The sequence below is a fragment of the Pantoea sp. X-Soil-ISGK-275 genome, assembly GCF_059730795.1.
This window is the reverse complement of sequence record NZ_AP035976.1, coordinates 547,668-562,777: the sequence shown is the minus strand read 5'-3', so window position 1 is coordinate 562,777 and position 15,110 is coordinate 547,668. Positions and strand designations below refer to the sequence as shown.

General features: G+C 47.8%; 15 protein-coding genes. 9 read left to right on the top strand and 6 right to left on the bottom strand.

The features are described 5' to 3' along the window. Nucleotides 1–137: 137 nt before the first annotated feature. The 4 genes from AC6I8A_RS02510 (at nucleotide 138) to fhuE (ending at nucleotide 5,207) form a co-directional block, all read left to right on the top strand. Nucleotides 138–554, top strand: a complete 417-nt coding sequence (locus AC6I8A_RS02510; RefSeq protein ID WP_153012250.1) for a RidA family protein — start codon at nucleotides 138–140, stop codon at nucleotides 552–554. Nucleotides 555–578: 24 nt separating this feature from the next. Beyond that, nucleotides 579–1,463, top strand: a complete 885-nt coding sequence (locus AC6I8A_RS02505) for a fumarylacetoacetate hydrolase family protein (RefSeq protein ID WP_058959230.1) — start codon at nucleotides 579–581, stop codon at nucleotides 1,461–1,463. Between the two features lie 144 nt (nucleotides 1,464–1,607). After that, on the top strand, nucleotides 1,608–2,606 hold the full coding sequence (locus AC6I8A_RS02500; protein WP_058959231.1) for a DODA-type extradiol aromatic ring-opening family dioxygenase: 999 nt from the start codon (nucleotides 1,608–1,610) through the stop codon (nucleotides 2,604–2,606). 492 nt (nucleotides 2,607–3,098) lie between these two features. Next, nucleotides 3,099–5,207, top strand: coding sequence for a ferric-rhodotorulic acid/ferric-coprogen receptor FhuE (gene fhuE / locus AC6I8A_RS02495; RefSeq protein ID WP_497817989.1), 2,109 nt, complete (start codon nucleotides 3,099–3,101; stop codon nucleotides 5,205–5,207). 362 nt (nucleotides 5,208–5,569) lie between these two features. On the opposite strand, the gene AC6I8A_RS02490 is transcribed toward fhuE, so the two are convergent. Both AC6I8A_RS02490 and AC6I8A_RS02485 read right to left on the bottom strand, forming a co-directional pair. Next, a complete protein-coding gene (locus AC6I8A_RS02490) occupies nucleotides 5,570–5,698 on the bottom strand; it encodes a helix-turn-helix domain-containing protein (RefSeq protein ID WP_497817988.1) in 129 nt (42 codons plus the stop codon). A 5-nt stretch (nucleotides 5,699–5,703) separates the two neighbouring features. Further along, nucleotides 5,704–6,345, bottom strand: coding sequence for an AraC family ligand binding domain-containing protein (locus tag AC6I8A_RS02485; protein WP_497817987.1), 642 nt, complete (start codon nucleotides 6,343–6,345; stop codon nucleotides 5,704–5,706). A gap of 103 nt (nucleotides 6,346–6,448) precedes the next feature. Here AC6I8A_RS02485 and AC6I8A_RS02480 point away from each other — a divergent pair, with 103 nt between their 5' ends. Continuing rightward, nucleotides 6,449–7,639, top strand: a complete 1,191-nt coding sequence (locus AC6I8A_RS02480; protein ID WP_497817986.1) for an MFS transporter — start codon at nucleotides 6,449–6,451, stop codon at nucleotides 7,637–7,639. A 155-nt stretch (nucleotides 7,640–7,794) separates the two neighbouring features. Here AC6I8A_RS02480 and AC6I8A_RS02475 read toward each other — a convergent pair whose 3' ends face one another. From AC6I8A_RS02475 to AC6I8A_RS02460, 4 genes are all read right to left on the bottom strand, one after another. Beyond that, the gene (locus tag AC6I8A_RS02475; protein WP_497817985.1) at nucleotides 7,795–9,000 is read right to left on the bottom strand and encodes an MFS transporter; all 1,206 of its coding nucleotides are present in this window, start codon (nucleotides 8,998–9,000) and stop codon (nucleotides 7,795–7,797) included. Between the two features lie 4 nt (nucleotides 9,001–9,004). Beyond that, on the bottom strand, nucleotides 9,005–10,033 hold the full coding sequence (locus AC6I8A_RS02470; RefSeq protein WP_497817984.1) for an alcohol dehydrogenase catalytic domain-containing protein: 1,029 nt from the start codon (nucleotides 10,031–10,033) through the stop codon (nucleotides 9,005–9,007). 141 nt (nucleotides 10,034–10,174) lie between these two features. Continuing rightward, entirely contained in the window at nucleotides 10,175–10,657 is a 483-nt protein-coding gene (locus tag AC6I8A_RS02465; protein ID WP_058959237.1) for an OsmC family protein, read from the bottom strand. A 45-nt stretch (nucleotides 10,658–10,702) separates the two neighbouring features. Continuing rightward, the gene (locus AC6I8A_RS02460; protein WP_497817983.1) at nucleotides 10,703–11,479 is read right to left on the bottom strand and encodes an SDR family NAD(P)-dependent oxidoreductase; all 777 of its coding nucleotides are present in this window, start codon (nucleotides 11,477–11,479) and stop codon (nucleotides 10,703–10,705) included. A 176-nt stretch (nucleotides 11,480–11,655) separates the two neighbouring features. On the opposite strand from AC6I8A_RS02460, the gene AC6I8A_RS02455 reads away from it, so the two are divergent. From AC6I8A_RS02455 to AC6I8A_RS02440, 4 genes are all read left to right on the top strand, one after another. Beyond that, nucleotides 11,656–12,570, top strand: coding sequence for a LysR substrate-binding domain-containing protein (locus AC6I8A_RS02455; protein WP_497817982.1), 915 nt, complete (start codon nucleotides 11,656–11,658; stop codon nucleotides 12,568–12,570). Nucleotides 12,571–12,809: 239 nt separating this feature from the next. Then, nucleotides 12,810–13,154: a carboxymuconolactone decarboxylase family protein gene (locus AC6I8A_RS02450; protein WP_497817981.1), complete on the top strand. Its 345-nt coding sequence runs from the start codon at nucleotides 12,810–12,812 to the stop codon at nucleotides 13,152–13,154. A gap of 41 nt (nucleotides 13,155–13,195) precedes the next feature. Next, a complete protein-coding gene (locus AC6I8A_RS02445) occupies nucleotides 13,196–13,879 on the top strand; it encodes a cupin domain-containing protein (RefSeq protein ID WP_497817980.1) in 684 nt (227 codons plus the stop codon). Further along, nucleotides 13,876–14,970: a flavin monoamine oxidase family protein gene (locus AC6I8A_RS02440; RefSeq protein WP_497817979.1), complete on the top strand. Its 1,095-nt coding sequence runs from the start codon at nucleotides 13,876–13,878 to the stop codon at nucleotides 14,968–14,970. Before AC6I8A_RS02445 ends, AC6I8A_RS02440 begins: the two co-directional genes overlap by 4 nt. Nucleotides 14,971–15,110: the final 140 nt, after the last annotated feature.

The window sequence follows — 15,110 nt, the reverse complement described above, 5'->3', positions numbered from 1 at the left end:
TGGTAATTTTCATTAAATACCGGCTCTGAATCTTTGTAGCAAAGTGTGCAATTGAATCTTACAGGATATTACCCTGAGGGAGTTCTGTTGCCCATTTTTGAGTTGTTAATTAAACCCTAGAAATGAAGGATTATATTGTGACTGATAAAGTTGAATATCTTAACCCTGAAAACATCAGCCCCGCACAGGGATTATATTCCAGTCTGACGAAAGTCCGTGCAGGCGATCTCTATTTTATTTCCGGACAGCTGTCCGTTGGCTTGGACGGAAGCGTGGTGGGAAAAGGCGATTTTGACGCGCAATTTGATCAGGTCTTCAAAAACCTGAGTGATGTACTTAAAGCAGTAGGATGTGATTTTAATGATATCGCTAAATTTACAACGTATTTGGTTGCTTCTCAGCATATTGAAAAGTTTATGTTGAAACGAAAAGAACTCTTTCCTAAAGTCTTTGCAACCTCTGATTATGCACCAAATACTTTATTGGTAGTGGACCGCTTGGTAAAAGAAGATTTTCTGCTTGAAGTCGAAGCGATAGCGCGTGCTCGTGATTAAAATGTTTTTATTAAAAGGTGATGTATGAAACTGTTGACTTATATTCTGTCAGGTGAAAAAAAGATTGGCCTTATCAATAAAAGCGGAAAAATTGTAGACATATCAGGCATTGTCAAAACCAATGATATGAATGTGCTCATCGAGCGATATTCAGAGCTGAAGGTAGAACTTGAGCTTTGTAGTGAAAGAAATCATTCGGCAGACATTAACCTGAGCGATGTTACGTTGCTTGCGCCCATTCCCGAAACCCGCCGTAATATTTTCTGTGTCGGGAAAAATTATTATGCCCATGCAGAAGAGTTTGGTAACAGCGGTTACGACTCAAGCGCTGCAGCTGGAAATGTGCCATCGCATCCGATTATCTTTACCAAACCGTCTACCTCGATCAGCGGACCCGGTGACAGTATTGATAGTACTCTGGATCCTTACAACACTATAGATTACGAAGCGGAACTGGCAGTAGTCCTGGGTAAGAAAGGGCGTGTGAAAGAGTCAGATGATCCAATGTCATATGTCTTTGGCTATACGCTGGTGAATGATTTAACTTCACGTCACTTGCAAAAACAGCACAGCCAATGGATTCTTGGCAAAGGTATTGATGGCTTCTGTCCAATGGGCCCTGTGATTATAACAGCGGATGAATTCGGGCATCCTTCTGAGCAAAAGATTGTTTGCACAGTTAACGGTGAAAAACGCCAGGAAGCTTCTATTTCCGACTTAATTTTCAACATTCCTGAGTTGATTAAAACAATTGGGCAAAACATTACTTTATTACCTGGTGATGTCATTGCCACTGGAACACCTGCCGGTGTTGGCTTGGGTTTCAATCCGCCTAAATATTTATCGAAGGGTGATGAAGTCACTGTGTCGATGAGGGAAATTGGTGAGCTGACTAATACGATAGTCTAGTTGGTAATGTTTTCTGATTAAATTAAGTCTCTTAGGGTTGTTGTTCTTAATTTAATAATGAGCCTTTTCCGCTTAATGTGGAAAAGGGCTCTTTCCGACGTTCATTTCCGATAGCGGAAAACACTAAATTATTGAGGTAACAAAATGGCTAAGATTGTTAGTGCTATCAGCATGTCCCATGTACCAGGTGCTCTAGGCTGGGCAGATGCTCCATCTGTTGAACAACGCCAAAGACTCGCAGATATTCATGGCCGTTTAAAAAAATGCATCGATGATACTAAACCTAATCTCATCATCGCCTTTCTTGATGACCATTTCGAAAACAACTTCCGTAATTTAATGCCAACGTTGGCTGTGCCAATTAGTGATGCCAACATTGGTCCAGCCGAATATATGATGGAAGCTTTAAAGTTTGATAAGCAGCATAGTATTGCCAGTAACGCAGAAATAGCAACGACACTGCTCGAAAAGCTTATCCATGGCGGTTTTGAAGCAACACGGATGGGTGCCATTGAGTATGGTAACAATCTCATGATGCCACTTCATTTTATTAATCCTGAGTTCAATATTCCCGTCGTACCAGTCTATATCAATGTGTTCTCACCTCCGCTGATGCCTTATTCACGTGCTTATGACCTGGGCCTTAAAGTCCGTGAGATAGTTGATTCGCTGCCAGATGACTACCATGTTCATTTCCTGGCAACAGGTGGATTGTCGCACTGGCCGCCAGTTTGGACTGAAGGCGCACCGGAAGATGACGAACTGCTGCAACGCATGAAAGTCTATCAAACCATCGGTAAAGAAGCCTTGGTCAACGATCCTTCTCTTTATACTGATTTTGCGCAGTATGAAATCGATATGATGAGCAAAATGGAATGGCCACTCGGCAAAAGTCACCCACTTGTCAATGAAGAGTGGGACCGGGAAATGCTTGAGCGTTTTGAAGCTGGTGATGTTGAATACATGCGTGCTTTGACCTACGCAGAGGTGGAAGAACGCGGTGGTCATGGAGGACACGAAGCACTCAATTGGGTTGCACTTATGGGGGCAATGAAAGGCGCGCGACCAGATTATGTGGCGTATGAATCCGTGCCTGAATGGATCACCGGAATGAGCTACCTATCTTATCCGGGACAGAGTTAATTGAATGGGTGCAGCGCGTTATTTTTACTATGACGCTCTGCACCATACGTCTGAAATCATTAATCACTAATGAGGAAGATGAAGTACTAAATTAAGCTGTACGATGAATGCACGTGCGACGTCCTTCACTTCAATTACCTATTTGTCGGGTACAAGTGTGCCCCAAAAAACAACACCTCTTGAATGAACCTTCAGTCATTTCTCAGCTTCAGGCTGCTGATTTGTCGCGTTATCGATATAGTTTGTCGATAACGCGACATCAGGAATCGCTTCCAATAAATAGATTATGGGAATGATTATCATTTGTTTTTAAGCGAAAAGTGTGCTCCAGAGCGCACCTGAAATTTAATTGAGAATGAATAAATATTTATATTGCAGCCATGCAAAAACTAAATATTAATTAAATTATATGTAGGTGATGCTTTAGTTAAATATCACATTTAAGAATGTGCAAAATATTTATGCTTGCTATAAATCATAAGGAATTTAGCGTTGAGAAGAATAATAGCTATAAATTGTAATTTAATCAAAGCCTCGTGTGTATTAAGCCTGATTTCATTTGGCTCCTATACTTATGCGGAAAATAGTAACGATACTTTAACTGTTACTGGAGAATCTTCGGGAAACTACACGGTTGACAAGTCTACGGCCGCAACAAAACTGGATTTATCCATTAAAGAAACGCCACAATCAGTTTCAATTATAACACCTGCACGTATACAAGATCAGAACATGCAATCAATTGGTGATGCCCTTAAAAATACGACAGGAATATCTGAAAGCAGTTATGATTCTGAACGTTATACTTACTGGTCGCGTGGATATCGTATTGATAATCTTTCCTATGATGGATTGCCTACTACAACAGGCTCAATAAGTTCATATCTCGATACAAATATGGACCTATCCATTTATGATCGTGTGGAAGTTGTCAGAGGAGCAAATGGCTTGCTTACAGGCACGGGAAACCCTTCCGCAACTGTGAATATGGTAAGAAAACATGCTGTAAGCAGAGAGTTTACTGGCTCAGTAAGTGCAGGTGTCGGATCATGGAATCAATATCGCACTACCTTAGATGTCAGCACTCCATTATCTGAAGATGGCGATATTCGGGGGCGTTTCATCACAACCCTCCAGGATGCAGACTCACAATTAGATAGATACAATAAAAAAAATCAGCTTTTTTACGGTGTGATCGATGCCAATTTGGGTACGAATACTGTACTGAGTATCGGATATGATTATCAGAAATCTAAGCCTGGTGCCTCGACATGGGGAGGATGGTCCTATCTTGATTCTGCGGGGAATCGTATAAACTGGCCTCGATCATTTAACACCGCCCCAGACTGGACGCACTGGCTATCAACCAATAACCGCGTTTTTATTTCTCTTGATCATTTCTTTGATAACGGATGGGAATTCAAGTTAAACAGCTCTTATTCAGAAACTAAAGCAGATGAGAAACTTGCGTCGTTTAGTGATTCACCTGATGCGTCAACAGGAAACGTAACTTATACTTCAGCTAAATATCTTTCGTCTCGCAGGGTTTATTCAGCTGATGCGTATGCTAAGGGCCCGTTTGAACTCTTTAATAGAGAACACGAATTAGTTATTGGGACCAGTGCTAGTCGTCAAAGAAATCACTCATACGGAACCGATCGAAAAAAAATCATTGTTGAAAATATCTATTCATTTAATGGTGATGTCGCTGAGCCTGATTGGGGACCCTACCATGATGAGGGCACTGAGAGTATTTATCAACGCAGCTTGTATGCAACCAGCAGACTAAATCTAACAGATCAGACCAAGCTTATTTTAGGTGGACGTTTCACTGACTGGAGAACAACTGGTTCAGATAGCACTACGCAAAGTAAGGTAACACCTTACGCGGGCATTGTTTATGATATCAACGATTACTATTCGTTATATACCAGCTATTCTGGTATTTTTAGCCCTCAGACATATCGTAATCAAGATGGCTCATACCTTAAGCCGCTGGATGGCAAAAACTATGAAGCAGGAGTTAAAGCGTCAACGCTGGACGATAAATTCACGTCATCATTCACCATTTTCCGCACTGAACAATCTAACATTGCCGTTGCTGATGGTTCGAATTATGTAAATAACTCTTCGGATCAGGCTTATGTTGCATCTAATAAAGCCATTAGCAAAGGATTCGAAATTGAAACGAACGGTACCCTGATGCCAGGATGGGATGTTAGTTTAGGTTATACACGTTACGTCATGGACACTGCCGACAACAGCAGCATCAATACGCAGTTACCTCGCACAACGGTTAAAGCTTTTACCTCGTATAAACCGGCTACCTTTAACAACAGACTTAGCGTAGGTGGTGGTCTGAGGTGGCAGAACAGAACTTATACTGACATCAGCTACAACGATAAGGATGTCCGAATTAACCAAGGGTCATACTCATTAGTAGATTTATATGCTCGTTACGATATTAGTGACGCACTAACTGCGCAGGTTAATATTGCCAATTTGTTTGATAAACAATATTACAGCGTTCTGGGTTTTTATGATCAGGGAGCGTATGGTACAGGAAGGTCGATCTTTGCATCTCTGACTTATAAGTTTTAAATGTAGAATAAATATCACCCGCAAGCATTTTTGCGGGTGATATTATACATTGATATTAAAAAGTTTTTATTAATTAAAGTCAGAAGGTAATTTTTTTAATGATATTATACCTTCATCGGCAGCATCAGCCAGCATAGTTATTTTTCGTCGAGCCAACGAAAAACATGAATGCAGTCACTCAATGGCTTATAGTATTTAGCGTAAGGTTTATTGGCCCATTCTCATCAGACGCTCTTATCCTCTATTTTGGTTAGCAGAAGATGCTCATATTCTCATTCCTCCAAGTATCATTTGCGCTATTAACGCTTGTAAAATCGGGTGATGGTATGAGGATGTTTTATAACAGACGAGGATGAAATCGTTCATTGAAAGTATTTACCCGGCGACTTTCCTGTGAATTTCTTAAACATAGTGATAAATGCATTGACCGAATCATAACCTAATTGGCCAGCTACATTTTGGACCGACTCTCCTGCGGCAAGTTGTCTCAACGCAATTACCAGATGAAGTTGCTGCCGCCATCTACCAAATGCAGGCCTGTTTCCTTTACTATTAACCTTGCAAGTGTTCTGTGGCTCATTGCAAGCGTGCTACTCCAAGCAGAAAGCGTGCGACGGTCATCGGGATTATCCGCGAGGGTTTTTAACATTTTATATAGCCTTGGATCATCAGAAATGGGCAGGCAAAAATTCTCCACAGGCATTGTGGCGAGTTCTTCCAGAAGAATTGAAGCTTTGCGATAAGTTAAGCTGTTTTCTGAATATTCTGAGGGTTGATCTGTAATATCTAAAATAAGTTCACGCACAAGTGGGGAAATTGCAATTGTGCAGCATTTATCGGGCAAAGTTGATGATTCTGGCCTGATGTATAACATGCATAATTTAGCTTCAGAAGTCGTGCTTATACTGTGAGGAGTATTAGAGGGGATCCAAACGCCACATTGTGGCGGAACGGCCCATAACTCGTGAGCAACTTCACATGACACCGCTCCTTTTAAGGATATGACAAGCTGCCCCTGAGGATGTTTATGTAAAGGAAATCCCTCTTTATCAGAAGCTTGGATTTTCATGCCAGCCACAGGACCGAAAGTCTCCGCTTCATCGAAATTCCATTCCAGCGGCATAATTGGATGGATCATGAACAATATTGTCCTTTTTTAGGTATAAGTAGTCATAATATCTATATCCTACAAATATCCAAAAAGCTATCTTTAGTTTTCAAACTTGGAAATGAGACCAATCATGAAAACCAAATTAGATGTCCCGTCAGGCATGGTACATCCTGTATTGCTTACCGCTGTAATCCTTGTAATTGCTACAACATTACGTGCACCTATATTAGGTGTAGGACCTTTGATTCAAACCTTACAGTCGCAATTTAATCTCACTACAACAATGGCTGGCTTTTTAACAACGTTGCCATTAGTAGCATTAGGGCTGATCGCTCCGTTTGCTGGAAACCTTGCCAGAGTATTTGGATTTGAAAAAACTATATTTTTTGCACTCTTAATCATGGTGTCAGGGATTATTCTTCGCTCTATGGGGCAGGAGTGGCAGCTTTATAGCGGTACGTTACTTATAGGCGTTAGCATTGCCGTTGGTAACGTTCTGCTCCCTGGGATGGTAAAGCGCGATTTTTCAGATAAAGTTGCCAATATAACGGGTAAGTATGGTGTGGCGATCGGGGTTTCTGCTGCTGTGACTTCAGCAACTGCAATACCTTTAATGAACAGATTCGGGTGGCAAGTAGCTCTGGCGTGCACATTAATTTTTCCTGTTCTGGGCTTAGCACTGCTGTATAGCAGACTAAATAAATCTGGTAAGCAGGCTGGCGCCGTGGCTACGCCGATGAAGAAAGGAAAAAGCGTTTGGAGTTCATGGCTGGCCTGGCAGGTCACTATATTTATGTCCCTCAACTCAATAATATTTTACGCAATTGTGACTTGGCTCCCCTCCGTTTTAACCGATGTGGGAAATTCTAAAGAAACTGCAGGATCAATACATGGTTTCATGCAGTGCGCTTCGATATTGCCGGGCCTGGTACTGGGATCAATAGTTGCCAAAAGAAAAGATCAGAAATTTATTGCAGCTGTATTATGCCTCTTCCAGTGCGTAGCGCTGCTTGGATTCGCTTTGATTCCTGATCTTTCTTATGCATGGGCATTTATGTTTGGTATGGGGAGCGGGGGAGCTCTTATACTGTCCCTGATGTTTATCGGACTGAGAAGTACCAACCCTCAGCAGGCCGCCTCACTATCTGGCATGGCCCAATGCGTTAACTTTTTAATAGGTGCTTTTGGTCCTGCCGTTGCGGGCAGAATACATACATTAACCGGGAACTGGTCAGAAGTCCTGTATATTGGCGTGCTTCTTTCTTTAGTTATGGTTATTTTTGGTGTCTGCGCAGGAAGAAATTTAAAAATTCAATCCTGATTAAGCCATTACCTTATAAAGGAGGCTTCTTGCCTCCTTTAATGTGGGTAAAATGAACAAGAGACAAGTATGCCCAAAATCATGCTTCTGGACTTTGGGCTTTAGATACCTTTTACATCAACATAACTTGCTTCCAGGCAGCAGATAAAACTGCCTCAGAAGCTGAATTTATTCTGCTGTTTTGCCCGCAACTCGTTAACAATAGCTAAAAATGCTAGCCCGATGGGAATTAAGGATCCCCACAGCACGGCGTTCCAGCCGTAAAGACTGAGCAGAGCACCTGAAGAAAATGATCCAACGATCATCACCCCGAACACCACAAAATCGTTCAGGGACTGGACCTGGGTTTTCTCATCGGGACTGTGATATTCAATGATCTTCGCCGATGCGCCGGTGAAGCCAAAATTCCAGCCCAGACCCAGCAGAATCAGCGAAAGCCAGTAGTGGAAAATATCGGTTCCACCGAGGCCGATCAGGACAGAGCATCCAGTGATAAGCAGACCCGCAGCGGCAATACGCATGGCGCCAAAGCGGTGAATTAATTTGCCGGTGAAAAAACCCGGACCGTACATGGCAATAACATGCCACTGGATGCCGAGATTGGACGCCTGCTGAGAAATGCCGTGCATATGCATCGAGAGTGGTGCTGCCGTCATCAGGAAGTTCATCACCATATAGGTTACCGCACCGCTGAACACTGTTCTGGCAAATCCAGGCTGACGAACAATTTCGCGTAAAGGCCGTCCATCCGTTTTTATCGCACCGACCGGTTCCGCAGTTTTGACGCCTTTGAGTATGAATGCCGAAATGACGGCTACGATAGCCTGAGCGAGAAATGTGACGGCGAAGGTATGAGGCGACCAGAGGTGCATCGTTCCTGAAACCAGCATAGGACCAACCACACCAGCAATTACTCCGCCCCCCATAACCAGCGACAGAGCCCGGGCGCGGCGTTCGGGCGTGACGCCATCCGTAGCGGCAAAACGAAAGCTGAGCGCAACGGCTGCATATGCACCACCCAAAAATGCAGCAATGCAAAATAACAGGAATGAGCCAACGACGACGGCGAGGGCAGCAGCCAGGCCGGTAATAACGCCCGCTCCGGTGCCGACCATGAATGCGGCCTTACGACCCTTCTTTCGCGCCAGTGCGCCTAATGGCAGGATGCAGGCCGCCATTCCTATAACAAACATGGTGATGGGCAACGTTGCCAGCGCGCCGCTGGGAGCAATAGTGTTGCCGACAATGGCGCCCGTGGCGTAGAAGACCACCGAGTTAGCGCCAGCGAGAGCCTGAGCGGCCGATAGACGAATAATATTATTTTTCTGCTCTGCTACAGGCAGGAAATGTTCTGCGGACATGTGATTAATTATCCTGATTCATGGTGAGTACTATCCGGTAGCGGACCTGACCCATCCTGAGTCTGTTGAGAGCCTCGTTTGCACGCTCAAAGGTCAGCGGTTCTGTAACGGGTAAAGCCTGAAAGAGGTGGCTGAACTGCAGTGCGCGCTCAGTCTGCACTGGTGTGCTGACGAAGGATCCTGTCAGGGTACGTTCAGCGCCGATCATCATACCAGGCGTGATCTGCAGCGGCGTTTGTCCGGTACCCAGCAGTATCGCTTTTCCCCGTGGGGCCAGGGCGGACAGGAGGGTTGAAACCGTATCTGAAGCCGGTGCCGTTGCCACAATAAAATCCACACCCCCGTTGTTTTTCAGGCGCTCTGGTGCGTTTTCCTCGAGTGCATCAATGTAGTGATGCGCACCCAGCTCAAAGGCCGCTCGCTCTTTTTCACTCCCCCGCGCAATCACAGTCACCTCCAAACCCATTTTACAGGCGTACTGAACGGCCATGTGGCCAAGCCCCCCCATTCCGAGAACCACCACCCGGTCGCCTGCCCTGGCGCCAGAATTACGCAGCGCGTTGAAAGTAGCGGTACCGGCGCAAAGGATGGGTGCGGCATTCACGGAAGAGAGCGCTGAGGGTATGGCTATCAGCGCGGTATGGCGCATGACAACGTACTCTGCGTAGCCGCCATCGCAGCTGAGACCCGGCGTCAGTTGGTTTTCACAGAGATGAAACAGTCCGCTGCGGCAGGGCCTGCAGTGCTGACAGTACCCGCCCAGTCGCCCGATTCCTACCCGCTGACCGGTTTGCCAGATATCGGGCACGCTGTCCCCCTTCCGGGCAATAAATCCGACGATTTCATGACCCGGTATACGGCCCGGCTGGCCCTCCTGCGGCGCTTTTTCCGCGTCCCGGAGATCGGCACCGCATACTCCGCACGCTTCAATCCTGATGAGCACCTCATCCGGACCGGGCGCGGGTATCGGCCGCTCTGTCATTTCCAGCACTCCGGGAGCAACGATCTGCATAGCGCGATATTTTTTGTTCATTAATTGCACCGTTAATAATGGGGATTATCAGATGGCGAGGACGATAAGAAAACGAGACACGCCTGTTACAGGCGACAACGGTTGCAACGGGTTCCACTGTCTCTTTATCACCAGACAGATGTGCAGAACGCTCCAGCCGCGTCAGCACTGTACTAAGTCACCTTCGATCAGCATATTCTGGGCCAGTAACCACCGGTTCAGGGAAGCGTTAATCACTCGCTGATGAATCCCTTCAAGCTGATGTACCGTGCCGTCACCGCTTACGTGGATGACATACTTAAGCCTGCCGGAAGCATCCTCCGCAGCTCTGCCGCCGAATGCCGGTATACTCTTCGGAAGGTGCCCGTCAGTGTGTATTGCAAGATGGGTAAGGACGAAACCCTCAGCTCTGGCTTCCTGAATAAAAGAAGCCATCATGCAGGCATTAAACGCAGCAAGGATTAGCTCCTGAGGGTCAGGAGCCAGCCCTTCGCCACCCAGCGAAACCGGTTCATCGGAATCGATAACGTGACTTTGCAGTGCAGGCGGATCGTTGTCTGAGGAAAGGCACTGGCAGAGCGTCCGGCTGGCCATGCCACCCTGCCAGGTGGAGACAAGGTCATAATGCGCAGTCTGGATTTGCATAATTACTCCAGTGCCGCACGCGGGTAAGCGCGTGCGGCATGGTCATCAGGCGTTACGGCCAGCCATCACGCCGCCATCGATATCCCAGATAGCACCGGTGACCCAGCCAGTTTTGTCAGAAAGCAGGAAGGCAACGGTTTCCGCGATATCGACCGGCGTACCCACGCGACCGATCGGGTGGAAGCTGTCAAAGCTATTCATCACATTCTTCACATCGTCTTTTGGAATGAAGCCTTCGTAAATTGGTGTGTGTACGACGGCCGGAGAAACCGCATTAACACGAATGCCGTTTCCGCCGAGCTCAATGGCCAGGTTTTTAGTCAACGCGTGCAGACCGGCTTTAGCCATCGAATATGCAGCAGAAGGAGTAGCACCAATAGCCTGCTGGGCCCACATTGAACCGATATTGACGATTGAACCTTTGATACCGCCCTCGACCATATTGCGTACCACGTCGCGGGTAATGAAGAAGGTCGCGCGGTTAATGTCCATATACATGTCGTAGTCGGACATCTCATTGTCGACGAAAGGTTTAGGGAAGAACACACCGGCTGCATTCACCAGCAGGCTGATATCTTTATGTTCAGCATTGATAGTATTAACAACGTGCTGCATACCTTCTTCTTTCATCAGGTCGGCAACGATGATGGAGACCTGACCGTCCGCAGCCAGCGCCTGGCGGGCCTGCTCGGCTTTGTCCTGACGATTGCCAACCAGCACAACGCTTCCACCGTTTTTCAGAACCAGCTTCGCCGTTTCGAAGCCCATACCGCTTGTACCGCCGACCACTAACAGTTTTTTACCAGCAAAAGATGCGTTCATCGCTAACCTCTTTGAATTCATATGGTTGTCATTAATGAAAAGGCGTGCTCCTCATCGTGTGAAATCAGAATGCCACCCGGGCGTATGATTGACGACTGAGAAGAAATTGCGACTCAGGAAAGAAAATCTTTCTCGCTGGCGTATACTGAGGAAAATTATGAATCAGGATGCCCATAATGCGATCGCTAAACCGACTTAAATGGCTGCACGCTTTTGAAGCCACCGCCAGGCACGGCAGCTTTACCGGCGCGGCACAGGAGCTGGGCGTTACGCCCGCTGCAGTTGGCCAGCTGGTACGCTCGCTGGAAGACTGGGTAGGGCACCCGCTTCTTCACCGCACCCGCTCAGGAAAAGAGCGGCTGACGCTGGTTGACGAAGCGCAGGAGGCGCTACAGGACATCACGCAGGGACTCGACAAACTTGAAACCGGACTAAACAAGCTTCGCGGTCGCCGGTCGCGCTCGGTGGTGGTGGTGACGGCATCTCAGGTACTGGTGATGAACTGGCTGATGGATCGCCTGAACCGATTTTCAGAAGCTAACGAAAGTATCGATCTGCGGCTTAACGTCACCGAAAAACTGATGGACGTATCACACGGGGAAGCGGATATCGGTATTCGCTGCGGTCAGGGCGACTGGCCAAGCGTGAATAAAACCTGGCTGATGGATGAAGAAGCCGTGCTGGTCTGCAGCCCGCGTCTGATGCCACCCGGGAAAATGGCCTGCAGTGAATGGCTCGCCACGCAAAAACTTATACACGATGACACGCCGCATCCGGGGGCGGATTTTCCGTCATGGGATGATGTACTGGTGGCGGTCGGTGCACCCGAAGCGCTGGAAAGCGGGCTGCATATTAATTCCACCTCCGCAGTCATCCTGTCGGCCCTGAGCGGCAGGGGGGTAGCTATTGTCCGGTATGCTCTGGTGAAGAACCTTATCGAAACAGGGCAGCTGGTTCAGCTGCATCCCGACCATCGGTGGCCGCTCAGATGGTCCTATTATCTGGTCACCCCGCAGCAAAAAGTCATGCGTGATGAAGTAAAAGTTTTTCATGACTGGCTTCTTCAGGATGTCGTCTTAGATCGTTCATAAACTGTCCCCCTTAGGCATTACGCCGCCTCGGCAGTCATCCCGGGCGCGTAATGGTTATTTCTCGACAAGCTACGACATAGAATTTCTTCTCTGCTCCGCAAGATTATCTGATTTGTTGATGCTGTCAGGCTTACTGATAATCGCCTTCAACGACAGTGACTACAGGCCGGTTGTTAAAACGGATGTATTTACGACGTCATGTAATTAATGATTCCTGAGACAATAAACCGGAGTTTTGAATGTTCTTAAACTGGAACGAATATCGCAGTGGTCTGCTCGCCACCATCGGTAAATTTGCCAAACTGCAGCCTGAGTTTATGAAAGGCTTTCAGCTGATGGATAAGGGTGCATCTGAAAACAAGCACCTTGACTCTAAAACTCATGAGCTTATTGCGCTGGCCGTAGCCGTGACCACCCGCTGTGACGGCTGCCTGGCCGTACACGTGGACGCTGCGGTTAAGCACGGTGCGACGCGTGAAGAGATCGCCGAAGCGCTGTCTGTTGCCATTAACCTGAACACCGGCGCAGCGCTGACGTATACCGCGCGTGCTCTGGATGTGTACGATAACCTGCCAAACAAATAGGCCTGCAGACGGCTCTTTATGGGGCCGTCTAATCACTAACTATGATGTTACTGAATTCTGATTTTTCGCAGCGTGCGATAATTACTCCGGATGATTATCAGTGGGTACCTTCACCCCAGCCCGGCGTTGAACGCATAATGCTTGACCGGATTGGTCATGAGAAGGCGCGCGCAACAAGCCTTGTCAGGTACGCGCCCGGATCCGAATTTCCCGCACACAGCCATCCCGGCGGAGAAGAGATTCTGGTGCTCGACGGGACTTTTACCGAAAACGGTGTCGATTACTCTGCAGGCTGTTATCTGCGCAGTCCGGACGGTTCGTCTCACCAACCCTCAAGCCGCGACGGCACAACCATTTTCGTCAAGCTGCGTCAGATGTCTGCCGATGAACGCCAGCCGGTCAGGATAAATACGCAGGAGGCTGCTAACTGGCACGGTCAGCCGCAAAGACAAATCTGCTCCTTATTCTCCGGTCCTTCTGAAACCGTTCTGCTCCAGAAGCTTGCTCCGGGCGAGCGAGTCTTCTGGGCGCCGCTTGTTGGTGGTGCAGAACTCCTTCTTCTGAAAGGGCAACTTGGCGCGCCGGAAGGGTGCTATGAGGCAGGAAGCTGGCTGCGGTTTCCACCGGGCGATATGCCTGCTCTGATGGCCACCGCCTCTGGTGCACTTTTTTATCTGAAAACGGGACATCTCAGCCCGATAACCTTTACCGGAGCGACATTTTGAAGCAGAGCGTTGTTATTATTGGTGCGGGCATAAGCGGCCTTTATGCCGCCACGCTTCTTGAAAAAGCGGGCGTGGATTATGCAATACTTGAAGCCCGTGACAGAACGGGCGGCCGCGTGCTGTCAGGCCTGGAACTGGCGGGCACCTCCGCAGGTTTTCCTGTAGATATGGGGGCAGCGTGGTTCTGGCCTGATATTCAGCCGGACTTCGCGCACCTGATTGATCGGCTCAACCTTTCGACAATAGCGCATGGCCGTCCGGGTGACATGCTCTACGAACGCCAGTTGAATACTCCCCCCGAACGCTACCCGGCATGGGAGAGCTCCCCGGCGTCTTTCAGGCTGAAGGGAGGAATGCAGGCGCTGACGGCGGCACTCAAAAATCAGATCCCGGTTGAGAAGATTAAAACCGGCCATCAGGTGGTGGCTGTTTCCCGGTCCGGTAAGGAAGTGCAGGTCCATACCCGGTCAGAAGGCAGTAATAAAGCCGTGTTTTACGGTGAGCATGTTTTCCTCGCTTTGCCTCCTGCCCTGGCAGCTGAAATAGATTTCAAACCGGCGATGCCGGAACGACTGCTTTCAAACTGGCGGAAAACCCCGACATGGATGGCTCCCCATGCGAAATATGTCGCTGTATATAAAACAGACTTTTTGCATGCACGACAGCTTTCAGGGAATGCAGGGAGCCGCGTGGGGCCAATGGTTGAGATCCACGACGTATCCGAGCCAGATTCGGGTAAAATAGTGCTTTTTGGTTTTATTGGCGTACCGGCAAAATCGAGGCGGACCGTCACTGAAGCTGTGCTCAAAGGACTCTGCCGGGAGCAACTTGTGCGTTTATTTGGCCAGGATGCGGCAGAGCCTGAGGCTGAGTATATAAAAGACTGGTCGGCCGATCCGTTTACTGCAACGGAATTTGATCTCCTGCAGGAAGCCGGGCACGCAGTGCCTGAGCAACTGCCCGCCAGGGGAGAATGGACTGGCGAGATAACGGGTATTGCCAGTGAATGGTCGCCGCAGTTCTCAGGCTATCTGGCAGGCGCAATTGACTCTGCATCAAAGGGCGTTCAGCGCTGGCTACAACAGAATTAAGCCCGTCAAATGGTTTGTAGCCTTTCGAGCCGGAGTGGTAGGTTAAAAAGCGTCATTTTGGTACAGCGGGTATACGTACATCACTATAAAGTGATGATGTGTGTATTGTTCACGTTGGGAGGATTAATAACTTATGAACG

Bases quoted from the DNA above. Each gene is read 5' to 3' on its own strand.
- AC6I8A_RS02470 (WP_497817984.1), bottom strand. From the start codon at position 10,033: ATGAACAAAAAATATCGCGCTATGCAGATCGTTGCTCCCGGAGTGCTG.
- AC6I8A_RS02500 (WP_058959231.1), top strand. From the start codon at position 1,608: ATGGCTAAGATTGTTAGTGCTATCAGCATGTCCCATGTACCAGGTGCT.
- AC6I8A_RS02445 (WP_497817980.1), top strand. From the start codon at position 13,196: ATGATGTTACTGAATTCTGATTTTTCGCAGCGTGCGATAATTACTCCG.
- AC6I8A_RS02480 (WP_497817986.1), top strand. From the start codon at position 6,449: ATGAAAACCAAATTAGATGTCCCGTCAGGCATGGTACATCCTGTATTG.
- AC6I8A_RS02450 (WP_497817981.1), top strand. From the start codon at position 12,810: ATGTTCTTAAACTGGAACGAATATCGCAGTGGTCTGCTCGCCACCATC.
- AC6I8A_RS02455 (WP_497817982.1), top strand. From the start codon at position 11,656: ATGCGATCGCTAAACCGACTTAAATGGCTGCACGCTTTTGAAGCCACC.
- AC6I8A_RS02505 (WP_058959230.1), top strand. From the start codon at position 579: ATGAAACTGTTGACTTATATTCTGTCAGGTGAAAAAAAGATTGGCCTT.
- AC6I8A_RS02485 (WP_497817987.1), bottom strand. From the start codon at position 6,345: ATGATCCATCCAATTATGCCGCTGGAATGGAATTTCGATGAAGCGGAG.
- AC6I8A_RS02475 (WP_497817985.1), bottom strand. From the start codon at position 9,000: ATGTCCGCAGAACATTTCCTGCCTGTAGCAGAGCAGAAAAATAATATT.
- AC6I8A_RS02460 (WP_497817983.1), bottom strand. From the start codon at position 11,479: ATGAACGCATCTTTTGCTGGTAAAAAACTGTTAGTGGTCGGCGGTACA.
- AC6I8A_RS02465 (WP_058959237.1), bottom strand. From the start codon at position 10,657: ATGCAAATCCAGACTGCGCATTATGACCTTGTCTCCACCTGGCAGGGT.